Source organism: Aurantiacibacter rhizosphaerae, from assembly GCF_009807005.1.
Taxonomy (GTDB): domain Bacteria; phylum Pseudomonadota; class Alphaproteobacteria; order Sphingomonadales; family Sphingomonadaceae; genus Alteraurantiacibacter; species Alteraurantiacibacter rhizosphaerae.
The window spans coordinates 1,122,368-1,140,199 of the sequence record NZ_WUBR01000001.1 but is presented as its reverse complement, the minus strand read 5'-3'; the positions used below and the strand labels follow the sequence as shown (position 1 = coordinate 1,140,199).

Here is a 17,832-nt window from a genome sequence, read left to right as displayed (position 1 = left end):
ACACGAAGTTGCGGGGCCGCCCTGTTAGTCAATGTCAGTCTGGATCAGAAGCGAACGCGGACCGAGCCGAAGAACTCGCGACCATCCAGATCGTAGCCATTGCCGATCGGGGTGTTCGAGATACCGAACACTTCGTTGGTGTCGATAAGCGGCGGAGCTTCGTCGAACAGGTTCGAGATACCGGCACGCAGACGGATGTTCTCGGTGATGTCGTAACGCAGCGAGATCGTGTGGACGAAATACTCATCTGCGAAACCAACATCGCGGCAGAACTTGCCATCGCCCGGCACGATCCCGTCAGCAACGAACTGGCCATTCACAACCGAGCCGGAGCCGTTGCCAAGGCAGGTGTCGCTAGTGAAATCGGAGGGCAGTCCGTCAGGTCCACGACCGAACACGTCGGCGAAATCGTCGATGCCGTCGGCTTGCTGCTCGGTACGACCGATGTAGCGGGTTTCCCAAGTCAGCTGGAAGTCAGACCATCCGGCGGTTGCGATTGCCCGGCCAGTCCAACGAGGGAAGCCGAATTCGCCAGTATCATCGTCGAAATCCTGCACTTCATCGTCGCTGATGAACAGCGTGCTACGCTCGATCAGGTGATTGGCCCGAAGGTTCAGACCCAGGTCCAGAATGTCGCCAGCAAACGGCGTTTCATAACCGAAGTTGGCGTTCAGATCGATACCCTTCACCGTTTCCTTGTCCTGGTTCAGGAAGGTCGGGAAGGCCTGGTTGATCAGAGCACGGTCACCGGCCGAATAACGCAGCTGGTCACAGAACACGCTACGCTGACCATCAGTGTCAAAGTAGCACTCGTTGATGGCGAACTGAGCGGTGAGTTCGGCAATCGAGTCTTCAACGATGATCGAGTAGTAGTTGAAGTTGAACGAGAAATCGAAGTCTCCCCAGTTTTCCGTGATCGCGACACCTGCGGTGAAGGAAGTCGAGGTTTCCGGATCAAGGTCAAGCGAACCCTGGTTGGCAACTTCGATGCTGTTGGTGGTGAAGGTATTCGATCCAGCAGCGTTGATGCCGACAGCGGTCGGATCGCGGCCTTCACGACGACAGATCGCCAGAACATCCGGGTCACGCGTATCGTCCGCGGCCTGATAGCCACCACCCAGGGGTTCGAACGCCTCATCAGGAACGGCGCAGGGATCGGAGATGGTGGTGAAGCCGGTAATACCGCCGAGGAAGTTCTCGCGCAGGTTCGGCGCGCGGAACGACGTACCATAGGTAGCCTTGAACAGGACCTGGGGCACGGGGCTCCAGCTGGCCTTGGCCGAGTATGTTCCGGCAGTACCGTAGAACTCTTCGTCGGTGACACGACCGGATAGGTTCAGGTCGAAACGACCGATATCCTCATTGTCGAACACGGGGACGTCCAGCTCGGCAAAACCTTCGATCAGATACTTGGAACCATTGGTACCAAGATCACGATAGAAACCGAAGAACAGACCATTGATGGCTGCATCGTTAGGCGTGGTCGAGATGCTGTCCTTGCGATACTCGGCACCGACCACGAGAGCGAGCGGCCCAGCAGGCAGCTGAACGAGGTCGCCGGTAGCAAAACCGCCGATGACAGTCTGTTCGTAAGTCGTGTCAACCACGCGCTCACCAAACAGGTAATCACGCTCTGCCTGGGATGCGAAATCGCCGATTGCGCCTGACAGCACGCTGGGTGCAAACAGGTTCACAGGAGTACAACCAGCGGTGAGATCCGGTGCGGCGAGGCTGGGGTTGGCCAGGCCATTGGTGTTACAAACACCGATCAGCTGCGGGTCACCCTGGAAGAAGTCGATGTTGCTGTCGTAATCGTCAGCAATGCCGTCTCCATTGTTGTCGACAACGCCATCACCATTGTAGTCAGCCGTGGGATCGAGGCCGAGCGAGAGAGCAAGGCGATCTTCACGGATACCACGGATGACCGAACGGCCTTCCGAACGCGAGTAGACGCCCGAGAGTTCGAAGGTCCAGGTATCACCGATGAAAGGCAGGTCGCCACGCAGGCCAAGCACGCCGCGATACTGTTCCTGAACCACGTCCGAGTTGTTGCGATCGCCGCGAATTGCCACAATCGGCACAACAGGAAGGCTGAAGCCGTAGTTGCCACGCGGGAACGGAACACCCGGAGGTGCATAGACCGGGAAGCCATCAGCCTGGGCGTTGTCGATCAAGCGACAGTCAACGCCGTCCGGGTTCGTCTGAATGTTACAGGGGTTGAACGGGTTGATGTCAGGCACGGACGGGAAAAGCTGTGCCACGCCCGTGTTTGGCGCACTGATTTCCGCACGGCTGTAAAGCGCCTCGAAAAACGGCGTGATGTTCAGGTCACCGCCGAAGGAATACTCGCCGTAAGCCATCACGTTATACAGCTTCTGCTGCGAGATGAAGGTCTGGTCGAGGTTCTGGGCGTTGGTGTTTACATCCTGGAAATCCACATCGCGGATGCCATCGCCATCACGATCCAGCTGGTCGCCGAAGGCGTTGGTCGAGTCGGCATAGGGGAAATTCGGGAAGCCCGGGAAGTTGCCGTTGCCATCGGGCTGGAAGTAGATCGAGCCGCCGAAGTTGTACGGGTTGAAGATACGACCCGAAATCCCGTCAACCTTACAGGGGCTTTCCGACACCGAGATGGTGCCGCCCGAATCGCGCTGCACCAGTGCGTTGTCACGCAGGCCAACGGTGTAGATGTTGCCGTCCTGATCGACTTCGTAATTGGTGTCGCAACCGGCGAGAAACGGACGGTCGCGCAGCTTGACTTCGTCACGCAGCGAGTATTCGGCACCGATGCCGATGAAGCCGCGATCGAAGGTGGAGCCCCATGCGCCGCTGATGGTGTAATCATCGCCGCCGCCATCGGGGTTATAGCTACCCGATGCAAAAGCTTCAAAACCGTCGATATCGTTGCGCAGGATGATGTTGCCCACACCGGCAACAGCGTCCGAACCGTAGATCGAGGATGCACCGTCAAGCAACAGGTCATAGCGAGCGATCAGCGAGGCGGGCAGAAGGTTGATGGAAGGGCTGGTAGGCGCGCCTTCAACACCAGCAGGCGCCAGGCGGCGACCGTTGATCAGCAACAGCGTGCGATCGGCACCAAGGCCACGCAGGTTCAGCGTCTGCGAACCGGGGCCGTTATCGAGCACGAAGCCCTGGAAGGTGGCGTCGATCTGCTGACCGGAAGCGGCTTCCGAACGCTGCAGGATCTGCGCGGCATCGAAATTACCCGTATCGCGGGCGACTTCGGTGTCGAGAATCTGGAGAGGCGAGGTGCTGCTGTAGGTGTCGCGGCGAACGCGCGAACCGGTAACAACGATGGTGTCGCCGGACGAATCGGCACCCAGGGCGCCGGTGTCGTCATTCAGAACGACGTCGACATCGCCGGGAACATCGGTGGTAACGCCATCGGGACGATCTTCTTGCTGATTGTCCTGCGCATATGCCGGCGCGCCAGCGAGCAATGCGACAACGGAAACCGATGCGACGAGACCGGTCATATTGGTTTTACAGAATTTCTTCATTTTGACTCCAACCCGAGGTGCAGGCTGGAATCATTTGGCGCATTGCAAAACCGGCGCTCTCCGACGCCTTACGTATGACAATGATGTGAAGTTCCAGCCCAGTGATGAGGTCTGTTTAGTTGCAATAGCGAACCGGCGTTGTCAAAGCGCCGATTCGCATTTCATACCATCTGTAACCAAAGTGACACAGTTACCGTTGCAACCACCTAACACACTGTTCGGAAGCAAGGGTTCTACTTATTGAGGCGTCACTCTACCTTCATTTCCAGCTGTCCCTCGCCCTCGTCGATGTGGACCGTGCTGCCGTCGGGCACCTTGCCCTGAAGCAGCAATTCAGCCAGCGGGTCCTGCAGATGACGCTGCACAGCGCGCTTCAGCGGCCTTGCGCCATACACCGGATCATAGCCCACCCGGCCCAGCCAGCGGCGCGCAGCCTCGGTCAGGTCCAGCGTGATCTTGCGATCCTTCAGCAGCTTCTGAACGCGTCCCACCTGGATATCGACGATGGGTGCCATGTGCTCCATCGCCAGGCGGTGGAACAGGATGATCTCGTCAAGCCGGTTCAGGAACTCGGGCCGGAAGTGGCCGCGCACCACGTCCATCACCTGGTCTTCCACGTCCTCTACCTTCTGCCCGTCTTCCAGATTGGAAAGGAACTGGCTGCCTAGGTTTGAGGTGAGGATGATCAGCGTGTTTGAGAAATCGACGCGGCGGCCCTGCCCGTCTGTCAGGTGCCCATCATCAAGCACCTGCAGCAGCACATTGAACACATCGTTGTGCGCCTTCTCCACCTCGTCGAACAATACGACCTGATAGGGCCTGCGCCGTACCGCCTCTGTCAGCACGCCGCCTTCCTCGTAACCGACATAGCCCGGAGGCGCGCCGATCAGCCGGGCGACAGCGTGCTTCTCCATAAATTCGCTCATGTCGATGCGCACCATCGCCTGATCATCGTCGAACAGGAATGCGGCCAGCGCCTTGGTCAGTTCGGTCTTGCCGACGCCGGTGGGGCCAAGGAAAAGGAAGCTGCCGAGCGGACGGTTCGGGTCCTGCAAACCGGCGCGCGCACGGCGCACGGCCTTAGACACGGCGACCACGGCCTTTTCCTGCCCGATCACGCGCTTGCCGAGGACGTCTTCCATCTTCAGCAGCTTCTCGCGCTCGCCTTCCAGCATCTTTTCCATCGGCACGCCGGTCCACTTGCTGACGACATTGGCGATGTCATCTTCGGTCACCTCTTCGCGCAGAAGGGCGTTTTCGGTAGTGCCTTCAGCCTCGGCCAGCCGCTTTTCAAGCTGCGGGATCTTGCCGTAGGAAAGCTCGCCCGCCTTGGCGAGATCGCCTGCGCGCTGGGCCTGTTCCAGCTCTATGCGCGCGGCGTCCAGGTCTTCCTTGATCTGGGCCTCGGCATGGATCTTGTCGCGCTCGTTCTGCCAGCGGGTGGTCAGCTCGGTAGATTGCTGTTCCAGGTCGGCCAGTTCCTTGCGCAAGGCTTCCAGCCTGTCTTGCGAGGCGCTGTCGCTTTCCTTGGCCAGCGCCGATTCCTCTATCTTGAGCTGGATGATGCGACGGTCCAGGCCTTCGATTTCCTCGGGCTTGCTTTCCACTTCCATGCGGATGCGGCTGGCGGCCTCGTCCATCAGGTCGATGGCCTTGTCCGGCAGGAAACGGTCCGCGATGTAGCGTTCGGAAAGCTGCGCGGCGGCAACGATGGCGTTGTCGGTAATGCGCACGCCGTGATGCAGTTCGTATTTTTCCTTGATGCCGCGCAGGATCGAAATCGTATCCTCGACAGTAGGCTCGTCCACATACACCGGCTGGAAACGGCGCTGCAGCGCGGCGTCCTTCTCCACGTATTTCTGGTACTCATCCAGCGTGGTGGCACCGATGCAATGCAATTCGCCGCGCGCCAGCGCAGGCTTCAAGAGGTTGGATGCATCCATCGAGCCTTCCGATGCGCCCGCGCCGATCAGCGTGTGCATCTCGTCAATGAACAGGATGATCTGGCCGCCGGCGTCCTTCACCTCGTCCAGCACGGTTTTCAGACGTTCCTCGAACTCGCCGCGATATTTCGCGCCTGCGATCAGCGATCCCATGTCGAGCGCCATCAGCGTGCGATCCCTGAGGGAATCGGGTACGTCGCCATTGGCGATGCGCAGGGCCAGCCCTTCCGCGATGGCGGTCTTGCCGGTGCCCGGCTCGCCGATCACGACGGGATTGTTCTTGGTGCGCCGGGCAAGGATCTGCACCACGCGGCGAATTTCCTCGTCGCGCCCGATCACCGGGTCCAGCTTGCCCTCGCGCGCGGCCTCGGTCAGGTCACGGGCGTATTTCTTCATCGCATCGTAGGCGGCTTCGGCATTGGCGCTGTCGGCCGTCTTGCCCTTGCGCAATTCGTTGATGGCGGTGTTCAGCGCCTCCGGCGTCAGGCCTGCATCGGCAAGCGCCTTGCCCGCCTTGCTTTGCTTTGCCAGCGCGACGGCCAGTAGCAGCCGCTCCACGGTTACGAAGCTGTCACCAGCTTTCTCTGCAATCTGCTCGGCCTGGTCGAGAATGCGCACGGCATCATTGTCGAGGCCGGGCGTCGCCTGTGCCCCGCTGCCGCTGACTGCAGGCACCTTGGCCAGCAATGCATCCACCTCTTCCACCGCACGACCGGGATTGCCTCCGGCGCGCTGGATCAGGCCTGCTGCCATGCCGTCCTCATCCTCCAGCAAGGCCTTCAGGATATGCTCCGGGCTGATGCGCTGGTGGCTGTTGCGAATGGCGACGGTTTGCGCGCTTTGCAGGAAGCCACGCGCGCGATCTGTAAATTTTTCCAGGTTCATATCTGGCCCCTTAATCTGTTCCCAAATCACATAGTGTTGCATTATCGCAACACAAGACCCGTTGAACGGCAATTTTCATACAATCGTCGATTAGCAGGTGCCGGATTGCCGCCACTAATGATCCAGCATCTTACCGTCGCCCATATGGAAAATAAGCGCCGTCACAAATCGGGTTCCCATCATGCAGAGAGGTGTTATCAAGTTTCACATGAAAACGTCCTTCGCGCGTCGCACGCTCGCCCCCTTTGCCGCCGCTCTTCTGCTGGCAGGCTGCTCCACCACCGCCACTGCACCAGTCGAGACAGCGTCTGCGGCGGGCGCTGCATCCACTGCCACCGCGCGAACCGCATCGCTGGACGATATCATCGCCGCGGTCGACATTCCTTACGAGACATTCACGCTGGACAATGGCCTCACCACCATCGTGCACACCGATCGCAAGGCGCCGCTGGTTGGCGTGACGGTCTATTACCGCGTCGGCTCCAAATCCGAACCACGCGGGCGCACCGGCTTTGCCCATTTGTTCGAACACATCATGTTCACAGGCAGCGAGAACGTGGAGAATTTCGACGTTCCGCTGGAAGCGGCAGGCTCCACCGCCACCAATGGCTCCACCAGCTATGACCGCACCAATTACGTGGAAACGGTGCCCATCGGCGCGCTGGATCTTGCGTTGATGATGGAAGCCGATCGCATGGGTTATCTGCTGGGCGCGGTGACGCAGGAACGGCTGGATAACCAGCGCGGCGTTGTGCAGAATGAAAAGCGGCAGGGCGATAACCAGCCATATGGCCTGGTCGATTACAAGATGTCGGAAGGTCTGCTTCCCGTGGGCCACCCCTATCGCCATTCCGTGATCGGGTCGATGGCGGACCTGTCCGCTGCCAGCCTGTTGGATGTGCGTGAATGGTTCACCGACAATTACGGGCCGAACAACGTGGTGCTCGCCCTCACCGGAGATATTGACGCGGCAACCGCCCGCCCGATGGTGGAACGCTGGTTCGGCGCTATCGAACGCGGACCTGCGGTTGCGCAGTTCGATGGCGGCCCCGTCACACTGGCCGAGCCCGTTTATGACACGATGACCGACCAGGTGCCGCAGACGATGATCCTGCGCGCATGGACGGGGCCGGACATGCAGCATCCCGATGCCGTGCCGCTGCAGGTGGGCATGTATGTCCTTGGCGGGCTGGCCTCCTCGCGCCTAGACAATGCGATGGTGCGCGGGGAAGAAATCGCCACCAGCGTTTCTGCCTATTACCAGCCGTATGAACAGATCGGCATGGCGCAGGCCATGGTGCAGGTGCGGCCCGATGGTTCTCAGGAAGAGGCGCAGGCCCTGCTGGAAGCAGAAATTGCGCGCCTGATCGCCGATGGTCCCACACAGGATGAGATGGATCGCGCCACCACGCAGATCGCATCAGGCCTTGTCGGTTCGCTGGAGCGTATTGGCGGCTTCGGCGGCAAGGGGGCCATTCTGGCAGAGGGACTGCTGTACACAGGCGATGCCGATTACTACCGCACGGAACTGGAACAGATGGCCGCCCTCACCCCGGCTGATGTGCAGGCGGCAATGGAACGCTGGCTGACGCGTCCGGCCTATAACCTTGCCGTGGTGCCGGGCGAACGCACGCTGGACGGCGGCGACATGGGCGGCTGGGGAGACGAGCAATCAGCGCCCGCACCCACGCCCGACGATGGCAGCGAGATCGAGGTGACCCGCACGGGGCCGGAAATCGCCCTGCCCACGCCGGAACCGGTGGGCGAACTCACCTTCCCCGAAGTAGAGCGTGCGACGCTTTCCAATGGTATCGAGGTCGTGCTGGCACGCCGCACATCGGTGCCCAAGGTATCGCTGGCGCTCACTTTCGATGCAGGCTCGGTTGTCGATCCTGCCGGGCAACGCGGCACGCATGCCATGATGGCGGACCTGCTGACCGAAGGCACCACCACCCGCAGCGCGCTGGACATCGCCATCGAGGAAGAAACGCTCGGCGCCTCGCTCAGCGTGAATGCCGGTGCGGAAAGCACCGCTGCCTATCTTTCCGCGCTCAGCCCCAACCTGGTGCCTTCGCTGGAACTGATGGCGGACGTGGTGCGCAACCCGGCCTTTGCCGCCGACGCGCTGGAACGCGTGCGCAGCCAGCGATTGGCAGGCGTGGCGCAGGAATTGTCCTCTCCTGCAGGGCTGGCGAACCGCGCCTTCATGCCGCTCGTCTATGGGGATCAGCATCCCTATGCCTACGCCTCCACATCCGGTGATGCAGAGGTGATAGAGGGGCTGACGCGGGAAGACATGGTGGCAGAACATGCCGAGTGGATCCGCCCGGAAACAGCCACCATCACCGCCGTTGGCGATGTGTCGATGGATGAACTGGTCGCCGCGCTGGAAGCCACGCTGGGTGACTGGCAGCGCTCGGCCACGCCCGTTCCGGCCAAGAATGTGAACCTGCCCGCCGCCGCCAGCGATGGCCCGCGCATCGTGGTGGTGAACCGCCCCAATTCCCCCTCCAGCTATCTGGTGCTGGGCCGCCCCACCCCGCTTTCGGGCTGGCAGCCGGATATGGAAGCCCTCGATCTCGCCAATGAGGTGATCGGCAGCGGCTTCCTCTCGCGCCTCAACAATGATCTGCGCGAAACGAAGGGGTGGACCTACGGCATCGGATCAAGCCTGCCGAGCGCCCGGGGGCCGCGCATTTTCCGGATCGCAACGCAGGTGCAGGCGGATCGCACGGCCGATTCGATCCAGGTGATCCTGGATCAGCTGGAGGCCTTTCCCGGCACCCGCCCGGTGGATGACGTGGAATTGCAACGCGTGACAGACGGCAATGTGCGCAACTTGCCCAACCGCTATGAAACGAATGGCCAGGTGCTGGGCGCCCTGCTGGCAAACCAGAATGCCGGGCGCGATGATCGCTATCAGGCCTTGCTGCCGCAGCTCTATTCCGCAATCGATGCAGACGACATCAATGCCGCCGCCCGCGAATATCTGCAGCCGGAAAATATCACCATCGTTGTGGTGGGTGACTGGGAAACGGTTGAACCGCAGCTGGAAGCACTCGATATCGACATCGATTATGTAGAGGCGGACAGCCTTTAAGGCCCGCTCACAACAGGAGAATTTCAATGACGCAAGTGGGTGGAACCTACGATTTCGTGGCGCAATCCCCGATGGGAGAGCAGACTGGCACCTTTACCGTCGTTCCCGGCGATGATGGCGAAACCTTCACCGGACAGCTTTCGGGCGGCATGGGCGATATGGACGTGAAGAACGGCCGCATCGAAGGTGACACGTTGACCTGGCAGATGAAGATGGGCCTGCCCATGCCAATGACGCTGGACTGCGAAGCCACCGTCGATGGCGACGCCGTGAGCGGCACGATCAAGGCCGGCATGATGGGCACGATGCCCTTCACCGCGCAGCGCCAGGCCTAGAATTTCCCCCGCAGCGCCTGGTAGGCCGCTGCCGTCACCGTATTGGCGAGGTTGAGAGAGCGGATGTGGTTGGACCGCATCGGCAGGCTCACCTCGCTTGTCCGGTGCTCCTCGCGGATTGCTGCAGGCAGGCCTTTCGTCTCGCTGCCGAACACCAGAATAGCGTCGTCCGGGTAATCCGGTTCGTAGAAACTGCGCGGCGCGTCGTCCTCGAACAGGAACATCTGCCCCTCGCGCGGGCTGCGGTCTGCGATGAAGCTTGCCCAGTCAGAATATTCGGCCAGCCGCACATGCTGCCAGTAGTCGAGACCCGAACGTTTAAGATGCTTGTCCGATAGCGTGAAGCCATAGGGCCGGATCAGCACCAGTTCCATGTCCAGCGCCACGCAGGTGCGCCCCACGGCCCCGGTGTTATGCGGGATTTCCGGGTGGATGAGGACGATGGTGATTCCCACCATTAGTCCTAGCGTATGCCGGAAGCCACGCGCTCCAGCGCGCGCGGGTGGACCTGCGTGCCATCGGGCAGCTCCCCTCTCTCGGCCGCCGCTGCGTGCTCATCGTCCGAATAGGCAACCATTGCGGCGCACAGCTTCGGAGAAGTTGCAAACCCCTCGATCGTGTGTTCGTGCACCGGTGTGCCCAGTTGCCGGCTGTAGTTGCGCATCATGCCCGACACTTCGATCATAAGGCGGTTGCTTTTTCTGGCTTCCGCGAGCGCCAATTGCATCTCTCCGCGCAGATCAGGGCCCACGGGTCCGTTCTCGGGATTGAGCAAGGACAGTTTCGACCATGCAGCAAGTTCAGCATCCTGCGCGATATACATGTTCTCATAAACGAATTCGACGAGGTTGAACGGTATCATCGTTTCGGGGCCAAAGGCCTTGGTGATGAGCGGGCGCGCCGCCTCGATACCGGGATCGTCGAGCAGGTTCTGCTCCGGCACGCGCACCCAGGTCAGGCTGTCCTGATCAATCTGCGGCGCTGCTAGCGCGTCGCGCAGGGTCTCAATCCGGTCGATCATGCAAAGGTTCATGCGCTGGCGCATGACGGCAAGCTCGGCGCTGTTGTGAAGCGCTGTGGCAATACCCTCAATCTGGTTCTGTGCCCGTGCGCGTTCTTCACGCTCGGCAAACCATCCCTGCAGCAATTGCGCGGCGAGAACGCCCGAAAGCACAACAATGAATTCCAGCACCAGCAACTTCGCCGTGTGCGATTTCGACAGGCGGCGAAATGCGGATTTAATCGTCACCAGCATCGCCCGATCTTGGCGGATCGGCGCGTGCGGTCAAGGCTTTAGCCCAGCTTGTCCTTCAAAATCTGGTTCACCACCGCCGGATTGGCCTTGCCCTGCATCGCCTTCATCGTCTGGCCAACGAAGAAGCCGAACAGCTTGTCCTTGCCGCCCTTGTACTGTTCCACCTTGTCACCGTTGGCTGCGATGATGGCGTCGATGGCTTCCTCGATGGCGCCGGTGTCGCTCACCTGCTTCAGGCCTTCGGTATCGGCGATCTCGTCCGGCTCGCGGCCTTGCTTCAGCACGATTTCGTAGATTTCCTTGGCCTGTCCGCCGGAAATCTCGCCCTTGTCCTGCATGGCGAGGATGGCGGCCTGCCGTTCTGCCGTGGCGTTGGCCATGTTGGCTTCGTCACCCAGCGATTTCACCACGCCGGGCGCGACGGAGAGGGACCAGTTGGCGACCTGCGTCGCTACGTCCTTTTCCGGCTTGCCGATTGTATTCGCCGCCACGCCCAGCAGCGTTTCGAAGCGGCCAAAGGTTTCCACCTCTGCCGTCAGCTCGCGGGCGTTGTAGGGCGTGAGGCCAAGCTCGGTCTCGTACCGCTGGCGCTTGGCATCGGGCAGTTCCGGCAGGGACGAACGGCATTCGTCCAGGAACGCCTCGTCAAGAATCAACGGCAGCAGATCGGGATCGGGGAAGTAGCGGTAATCATGCGCGTCCTCTTTCGAACGCATCGAACGCGTGGCGCCGGTGCCGGGATCGAACAGGCGGGTTTCCTGCACGATCGTGCCGCCATCCTCGATCACGTCGATCTGGCGCTGCACCTCGTGCTCGATAGCCTGCATCACGAAGCGCACGGAATTGACGTTCTTCGTCTCCGTCCGCGTTCCAAGCTCGGTATCGCCCACCTTGCGCACGGATACGTTCACGTCCGCGCGCATGGAGCCTTCTTCCATGTTGCCGTCGCACGAGCCGACATAGCGCAGGATGGCGCGCAGCTTGCGGATATAGGCGCCCGCTTCTGCAGGCGAGGTCATGTCCGGGCGGCTGACAATTTCCATCAGCGCCACGCCCGTGCGGTTGAGGTCAACGTAGGACATGGTGGGATGCTGATCATGCATCAGCTTGCCCGCGTCCTGCTCCACGTGGATACGCTCGATCCCGATTACCTTGTCTTCGGGGATACCGGCCTTCTCATCCGCCTCGATCAGCAGCTGCCCCTCACCCACGATGGGGTGGTAAAGCTGGCTGATCTGGTAGCCCTGCGGAAGATCGGCGTAGAAATAGTTCTTGCGGTCGAACCGGCTCCACTTGTTGATCTGCGCCTCTATTGCCATGCCGGTGCGCACGGCCTGGCGGATGCACTCGCGATTGGGCACGGGCAGCATGCCCGGCATCGCCGCGTCCACAAGGGAGACCTGCGTATTCGGCTCCGCCCCGAAGGCGGTGGACGCGCCGCTGAAAAGCTTGGCGTTGGTGGTGACCTGCGCGTGGACCTCGAGGCCGATCACGACCTCCCATTCGCCGGTTGCGCCGTGGACTGTATAATTGCTCATGCAGGGTGCTTTAAGGGGCTAGCAGAGCAAAAAAAAGCCCGCATCGCCCCACGTGCGACAAAATCTTGCGACAGCGCGAATGAGTCAGCTGGCGACGGGGGCGGCCTGCCTGCGGCTTGGGTCTCTTGCACGCAGGAAACGGCGCACCGGCTCGTCATACCATATGACCAATATATAAGCGGCCACGGCCACCAGCGCCAGGAATAGCCAAGGATAAAGCATCAAGGGCAAGCCAAGCTTGTCAAAAACCATTACCAGCGGCGCGATCAGCGGCACATGGATCATGTACATGGGGTATGAAATGTCCCCCAGTACAACGAACGCGCTTTGCAATATTGCAGGGGGCTCCAACCTGATGGCGAGCAGCAGCAGCGCCGGGAAAACGATCACCACGCTGCCCACCTCGAGAAATGGGATATGCTTGGGCAAGAGAAGTATCACCAGCACGCCGACCAGGGGCACCAGCGCCAACAGGGATGGCCTGCGCGACATGGCCTTGGTCAGCCGGAAAAGCAGCATCCCGATGGCAAAGCCCAACAGTGTGCGAGACAGGGCGGAAAGCAGATCCTCCGTCCGCGCGCCTGTGCCAAGGAGAGTGTCGGGAGTTCCGGTCAAAATGATGGCGATCAGAGACAGCAGGCAAAGGGCGACAAGCATCCCGCGCGAAGCTCGCCAAAGGATAAGTGCGAACACGATGTTCACCAGCACTTCGAAAAAAAAGCGACCAAGCCGGAATATTCAGCGGAAACAGCCAATCCTGCCGGAGCGTTGGAAGCATGAACAAATTGGCACCGAATTCCAGCGCCACTTCGGAAACCGAGTAATCGGGTGTCGCGCCAAGCATGGCGCGCAACACCAAGAAGCCGCCACCAAGAATCAACCCAAGGAAGAAGAGCGGGTAGAGGCGAATAATCCGGCGCATCATGAACGTACCGACGCCCATTCCATCCCGCAGCTTATCCTCATAGCTGAGGGCAATCACGAAACCGCTGAGAGCGAAAAACAGGTCTACCGCCAGATATCCCTGTATCCAAGGCTGACCAAAACCCAGGTAACCTGCGCCAGCCAGGAAGTGGTAATAGGCGACGACGATAGCCGCAACACCGCGGATCGCGTCCAGCGTATGATATCGTTCGTTTCGTCCGAGCATTCGCACCCCAAACTGCGCGTAATGCCCTTTTGTGCACTGCAATAATGAGATCCGCAAGCCAATCGTCGTGACCTGGAAAGGGCCACGAAGCGGGTGCTTCATGGCCCTTTTTCAAAATTGCTTTAGAAATTCGGTGTTTAGCAACTTGATGTCCAAGTCACCATTATTACGGCTGCGCACCAAACCCAGCTGGAGCTATGGATTCGTCATTGCCCTCGAGGGCAAATACAACAGCTGTTCATGTGTTCGCCTCCAGAAGGAAGGCCTCTGTCTTCTGCAGTTCGTTGCGCAGCATCTGATCGTAAGGCGTACTGCCCGTCACGTTGATATCGTTGATCATCGTTACCGAGATATCGCGATATTCCGGGAATGCCTGCAATTCACGGATGCAGGCGAGCACGATGGGTGCGCGCTTCTTGTCACCGCGAAGTTCGTTCGTCAGCCGGTCCATCAGCGTGGTGAAGGCCAGGCACCGCTGCGCCGATTGCAGCTGGCCGCGCTGCTTGCGATTGGCAAAGTGGACGGTGGCCACCAGCGCCCAGATCGGCACGATCAGCCCACCGATCAGCAGGACGATGACGAGAATCTCGAAACCGCTCACCACCACTTCCCCGGGGCTGCCGTAAATCCAGCGCGCTGTTCGATGGCGAGGCCGGTGTTCAGCACGCCCTGCTCGTCCATCGGCTTGCCCACGATCTGCAGGCCCAGCGGTAGGCCGTCCTCCGTCAGCGTGGCGGGCACGCTCATGGCGGGCAGGCCAGCCAGCGAAGCGGGCACGGCGAACACATCATTCAGATACATCGCCAGCGGATCGTCCTGCATCTCTCCCAGCGCAAAGGCCGGGGTCGGCGTGGTGGGCGCGAGGATCGCGTCGACCTGGGCAAAAGCCTCCGTAAAGTCGCGCTGCACCAGCGTGCGCACCTTTTGCGCCTGCGTGTAATAGGCGTCGTAGAAGCCGGCACTCAGCACATAGGTGCCGATCAGGATGCGGCGCTTCACCTCGTCCCCGAAACCTTCGGCGCGGGTGGCGGCATACATGTCTTGCAGGCCGCTGCCCTCGGGCAGGTCGCGCAGTCCGTATCGCACGCCGTCATAGCGGGCGAGATTGGAGGACGCCTCTGCCGGAGCGATGATGTAATAGGCGGGCAGCGCGTATTTCGTGTGCGGCAGCGATATGTCCACCACCTTGGCGCCTGCATCGCGCAGCCATGCCTTGCCCTGCTCCCAGCTATCGTCGATTTCCTTGGCGATGCCATCCATCCGGTATTCGCGAGGGATGCCGATGGTCTTGCCGGAAAGGTCTGCATCCAGCGCAGCCGCCCAATCGGGCACGGGCGCGTCGATGCTGGTGGAATCCTTGGGGTCAAAGCCCGCCATCGCGCCCAGCATGATGGCGCAATCTTCCACGCTGCGAGCCATCGGGCCTGCCTGGTCAAGGCTGCTGGCAAAGGCGACCACGCCCCAGCGGCTGCACCGGCCATAGGTCGGCTTGATGCCGGTAATGCCGGTGACGGCGGCGGGCTGGCGGATAGAGCCGCCCGTATCGGTGCCGGTTGCCGCCGGGCACAGGCGCGCGGCAACGGCTGCGGACGAACCGCCCGAAGACCCGCCCGGCGTCATTGCGGCATTGCTGCCGTTCTTGCGCCACGGGCTTTTCACATTGCCGAAATAGCTCGTCTCGTTGGAGGAGCCCATGGCGAACTGGTCCATGTTGAGCTTGCCCAGCATGCCAGCGCCAGCATCCCACAAATTCTGCGACACCGTGCTTTCATACGGCGGCACGAAGCCTTCCAGGATGTGGCTGGCGGCGGTTGACTGCACGCCCTTGGTGGCGAACAGGTCCTTCATGCCGATGGGCACGCCGGCCATCGCGCCAAGATCCTTGCCAGCAGCACGGTCTGCATCCACCTTGTCAGCCGCGGCCAGCGCGTGATCGGGTGTGGCGACGATGAAAGCGTTCAAGTCGGTTGCGGCGGCCACGGCATCATTATGCGCCTCTGCCACTTCGCGCGCGGTGAAATCGCCAGCGGCCACGCCGTCGCGGATGGCCTTCAGGCCCAGTTGCGTAAAATCGGTCACTATTCGATCACCTTGGGTACGCCGAAAAACCCGTGTTCCGCCACGGGCGCATTGGCGAGGATATCGTCACGGCGGCCACCGCCTGTCTTGGGATCGGCATCCACCACGTCATCCCGCAGGCGTTGTTCCAGCGGGATAACGGCAGACATCGGCTCTACATTGACCGTGTCCACTTCACCCAGCTGTTCTACCCAGGCGAGGATATTGTTGAGTTCGGGCACCATGCGGTCGACGGCATCGTCGTCCATGCTGATGCGCGCCAGACTGGCGATCTTGGCGACTTCTTCTCGGGTTACTGACATGCCATTCGCGTTAGCCGCGCGTGCGCCGCGCTTCAAGCGGACATTCGCTGTTACTCGAACGGTTCGCCGAAAGGCTGCCCATCCACATAGAAGCGCCGCCCGGTCCATTCGCGGATCTCAACGTTGCCCGGTGCAACGTCCACATCATCGGGAATGGGATCAATCGGTGCTGCGGGCGGGTCGGGAACGCCGTCATCACGAAAGGTGACGTGCTGAACATTGCGCTCGCTGAGGAAGGCGACGTGGCGGCGGTTCCCCTTGGTTCCAAGGTCCATCACCACGCATTTCGTGCGGCATGCCCAGGGATATTCCTCCACGTAATCACGCACCCATTGTTCCAGTTGCGGATCGTCGAACTCGATGGCGACTTCGCCAAAACTAGTATCGCGCATCTCCATGGGATAGCGCTGCTCCATCTCCGCAGCTTTTGCGGCAAGCTCTGCCACGCGGCCATCACCCTCTGCCAGCCGGGCCAGCGCATCGCGCCCGGCATCGCCAAAGTCCCAGCGCAGCGCAGCAAAGTCGAACTCGTCCACGGCCACCTCGCCTGCATTCAGCCGCGCAACCTGTTGCCGCGCGGATATTCCGCCGAAATCGAGGATCGGCAATGCCAGCAGCAGGGCAATCACGCAGCTGACCACGGCCAGGTGGAGATTGGCCCGGCGCAGGTAATGGCTCCAGTTAGACAGCCGACCGCGCGCCAGCCCTACCCAATAGGCAAGGCCGTAGGCAGTCGCGAGAGCGATGGCGACCAGCGCCCAAAGCCGCTCTGGCGAGAGGCCGTGCTGATCGATGCGGATGCCCATGCTGATGGCGGCGAACACCGTCAGCGGGAGAATGCTGGCCGACAGGGCAAGCGCGGCATAGCGCATCACCACATTGTCGCTGCGCGCTTCGTCATCATCGCGCACCACGGCGTTTGCCAGCACGAAGCAGCCTAGCGCGCAGGCCAGCAGCACCGGCGTGGCGCTGTCAGTCGCGTCCCACAGCGCGCTGCCACCGGTTGCAATCAGGACGAACAGGAAAAAGAGGATTGCCAATGCAAATGGCACCGCTAGCAGCGAGAACACCAGCATCACCACGCGCTGCAAGGTGCCGATGATGCCCAACTGGTTGCGCAGCACGCCCATCGCCGCGCCGAATGTCACGCCGATGAAGAAGCCGCCAAACCCGTTTGTATCGATCAGCGTTTCGATAAATTCGAAACCGACGAGGCTGAAAAGCGCCTGGAGCAGGAACAGCAGCAGCCATGACAGCAGCACGAAGGCCAGCGCCCCGCCCGCGCTGACTGCATCGCTCCACACGTGAAAATGCGTCTCCGCATAAGGCGTGGCCCAGCGCTTACGGTGGAAATCCGCCTGGAACAGCGGAATGGCAAGGAGCGAGAAGAACACACCGGCGGCAAAGGCAAATTCCTTGCCCGCCACGCTGTCTCCCGAATCGACGGCCAGCCAGGCAATCCCGCCCATCACCACGCCAAGGCCGAGGCAGAACAACGCCGCCTCTTTCCAGCGACGCGGGTTCAGTACGAAGCCGGATGCAGCCGCGGCGAAGAAGATGGCAGCGGCCAGGGCCGCGCCCCACGGGCTTTCCCCGTTACTTTCAAGGATCAGATGGACAACCAGCCCGGCCAGCCCACCGATACCGGCAAGCAGCCATGGCCGCAGCGGCCAGTCGTCCAGCGTTGCAGTGTTATCTACGCTGCTGGACTCTGTCGCCATCCT

At 61.1% G+C, this 17,832-nt stretch carries 12 protein-coding genes and 1 pseudogene; 2 read left to right on the top strand and 11 right to left on the bottom strand.

The features are described 5' to 3' along the window. Positions 1 to 44: 44 nt before the first annotated feature. On the bottom strand, positions 45 to 3,521 hold the full coding sequence (locus GRF63_RS05350) for a TonB-dependent receptor domain-containing protein (protein ID WP_160484907.1): 3,477 nt from the start codon (positions 3,519 to 3,521) through the stop codon (positions 45 to 47). A 248-nt stretch (positions 3,522 to 3,769) separates the two neighbouring features. Beyond that, positions 3,770 to 6,349 (bottom strand): ATP-dependent chaperone ClpB, encoded by a 2,580-nt coding sequence (gene clpB / locus GRF63_RS05345; RefSeq protein WP_160484906.1) that lies wholly within the window; start codon positions 6,347 to 6,349, stop codon positions 3,770 to 3,772. A 208-nt stretch (positions 6,350 to 6,557) separates the two neighbouring features. Here clpB and GRF63_RS05340 point away from each other — a divergent pair, with 208 nt between their 5' ends. Both GRF63_RS05340 and GRF63_RS05335 read left to right on the top strand, forming a co-directional pair. After that, positions 6,558 to 9,449, top strand: coding sequence for a M16 family metallopeptidase (locus GRF63_RS05340; RefSeq protein WP_160484905.1), 2,892 nt, complete (start codon positions 6,558 to 6,560; stop codon positions 9,447 to 9,449). Between the two features lie 26 nt (positions 9,450 to 9,475). Further along, positions 9,476 to 9,784 (top strand): hypothetical protein, encoded by a 309-nt coding sequence (locus tag GRF63_RS05335; RefSeq protein WP_160484904.1) that lies wholly within the window; start codon positions 9,476 to 9,478, stop codon positions 9,782 to 9,784. On the opposite strand, the gene GRF63_RS05330 is transcribed toward GRF63_RS05335, so the two are convergent. The 9 genes and pseudogenes from GRF63_RS05330 to GRF63_RS05290 form a co-directional block, all read right to left on the bottom strand. Further along, entirely contained in the window at positions 9,781 to 10,242 is a 462-nt protein-coding gene (locus tag GRF63_RS05330; RefSeq protein ID WP_160484903.1) for a tRNA (cytidine(34)-2'-O)-methyltransferase, read from the bottom strand. The two genes, GRF63_RS05335 and GRF63_RS05330, sit on opposite strands and share 4 nt — an antisense overlap. A gap of 5 nt (positions 10,243 to 10,247) precedes the next feature. After that, a complete protein-coding gene (locus tag GRF63_RS05325) occupies positions 10,248 to 11,033 on the bottom strand; it encodes a hypothetical protein (protein WP_160484902.1) in 786 nt (261 codons plus the stop codon). A gap of 44 nt (positions 11,034 to 11,077) precedes the next feature. After that, positions 11,078 to 12,577 (bottom strand): Asp-tRNA(Asn)/Glu-tRNA(Gln) amidotransferase subunit GatB, encoded by a 1,500-nt coding sequence (gatB, locus tag GRF63_RS05320; RefSeq protein WP_160484901.1) that lies wholly within the window; start codon positions 12,575 to 12,577, stop codon positions 11,078 to 11,080. Between the two features lie 84 nt (positions 12,578 to 12,661). Further along, positions 12,662 to 13,234, bottom strand: a complete 573-nt coding sequence (locus GRF63_RS16525; RefSeq protein WP_237392293.1) for an acyltransferase family protein — start codon at positions 13,232 to 13,234, stop codon at positions 12,662 to 12,664. Between the two features lie 121 nt (positions 13,235 to 13,355). Continuing rightward, positions 13,356 to 13,727 (bottom strand): annotated as a pseudogene (locus GRF63_RS16815) (acyltransferase family protein); the annotation flags it as partial. A gap of 238 nt (positions 13,728 to 13,965) precedes the next feature. Beyond that, on the bottom strand, positions 13,966 to 14,328 hold the full coding sequence (locus GRF63_RS05305; RefSeq protein ID WP_160484898.1) for a hypothetical protein: 363 nt from the start codon (positions 14,326 to 14,328) through the stop codon (positions 13,966 to 13,968). Next, the gene (gene gatA, locus GRF63_RS05300; RefSeq protein ID WP_160484897.1) at positions 14,325 to 15,806 is read right to left on the bottom strand and encodes an Asp-tRNA(Asn)/Glu-tRNA(Gln) amidotransferase subunit GatA; all 1,482 of its coding nucleotides are present in this window, start codon (positions 15,804 to 15,806) and stop codon (positions 14,325 to 14,327) included. Before gatA ends, GRF63_RS05305 begins: the two co-directional genes overlap by 4 nt. Further along, positions 15,806 to 16,108 carry an Asp-tRNA(Asn)/Glu-tRNA(Gln) amidotransferase subunit GatC gene (gene gatC, locus GRF63_RS05295; RefSeq protein WP_160484896.1) on the bottom strand — a complete coding sequence of 101 codons (303 nt, stop codon included), beginning with the start codon at positions 16,106 to 16,108 and terminating at the stop codon, positions 15,806 to 15,808. Before gatC ends, gatA begins: the two co-directional genes overlap by 1 nt. A 50-nt stretch (positions 16,109 to 16,158) precedes the next feature. Continuing rightward, a complete protein-coding gene (locus GRF63_RS05290) occupies positions 16,159 to 17,829 on the bottom strand; it encodes a DUF4153 domain-containing protein (RefSeq protein WP_160484895.1) in 1,671 nt (556 codons plus the stop codon). Positions 17,830 to 17,832 lie beyond the last annotated feature (3 nt).

Excerpts from the sequence above, each read along its gene's own strand:
- GRF63_RS05350 (WP_160484907.1), bottom strand. The coding sequence starts at position 3,521 with ATGAAGAAATTCTGTAAAACCAATATGACCGGTCTCGTCGCATCGGTT.
- clpB (WP_160484906.1), bottom strand. The coding sequence starts at position 6,349 with ATGAACCTGGAAAAATTTACAGATCGCGCGCGTGGCTTCCTGCAAAGC.
- GRF63_RS05340 (WP_160484905.1), top strand. The coding sequence starts at position 6,558 with ATGAAAACGTCCTTCGCGCGTCGCACGCTCGCCCCCTTTGCCGCCGCT.
- GRF63_RS05335 (WP_160484904.1), top strand. The coding sequence starts at position 9,476 with ATGACGCAAGTGGGTGGAACCTACGATTTCGTGGCGCAATCCCCGATG.
- GRF63_RS05330 (WP_160484903.1), bottom strand. The coding sequence starts at position 10,242 with ATGGTGGGAATCACCATCGTCCTCATCCACCCGGAAATCCCGCATAAC.
- gatB (WP_160484901.1), bottom strand. The coding sequence starts at position 12,577 with ATGAGCAATTATACAGTCCACGGCGCAACCGGCGAATGGGAGGTCGTG.
- GRF63_RS16525 (WP_237392293.1), bottom strand. The coding sequence starts at position 13,234 with ATGCTTGTCGCCCTTTGCCTGCTGTCTCTGATCGCCATCATTTTGACC.
- gatC (WP_160484896.1), bottom strand. The coding sequence starts at position 16,108 with ATGTCAGTAACCCGAGAAGAAGTCGCCAAGATCGCCAGTCTGGCGCGC.
- GRF63_RS05290 (WP_160484895.1), bottom strand. The coding sequence starts at position 17,829 with ATGGCGACAGAGTCCAGCAGCGTAGATAACACTGCAACGCTGGACGAC.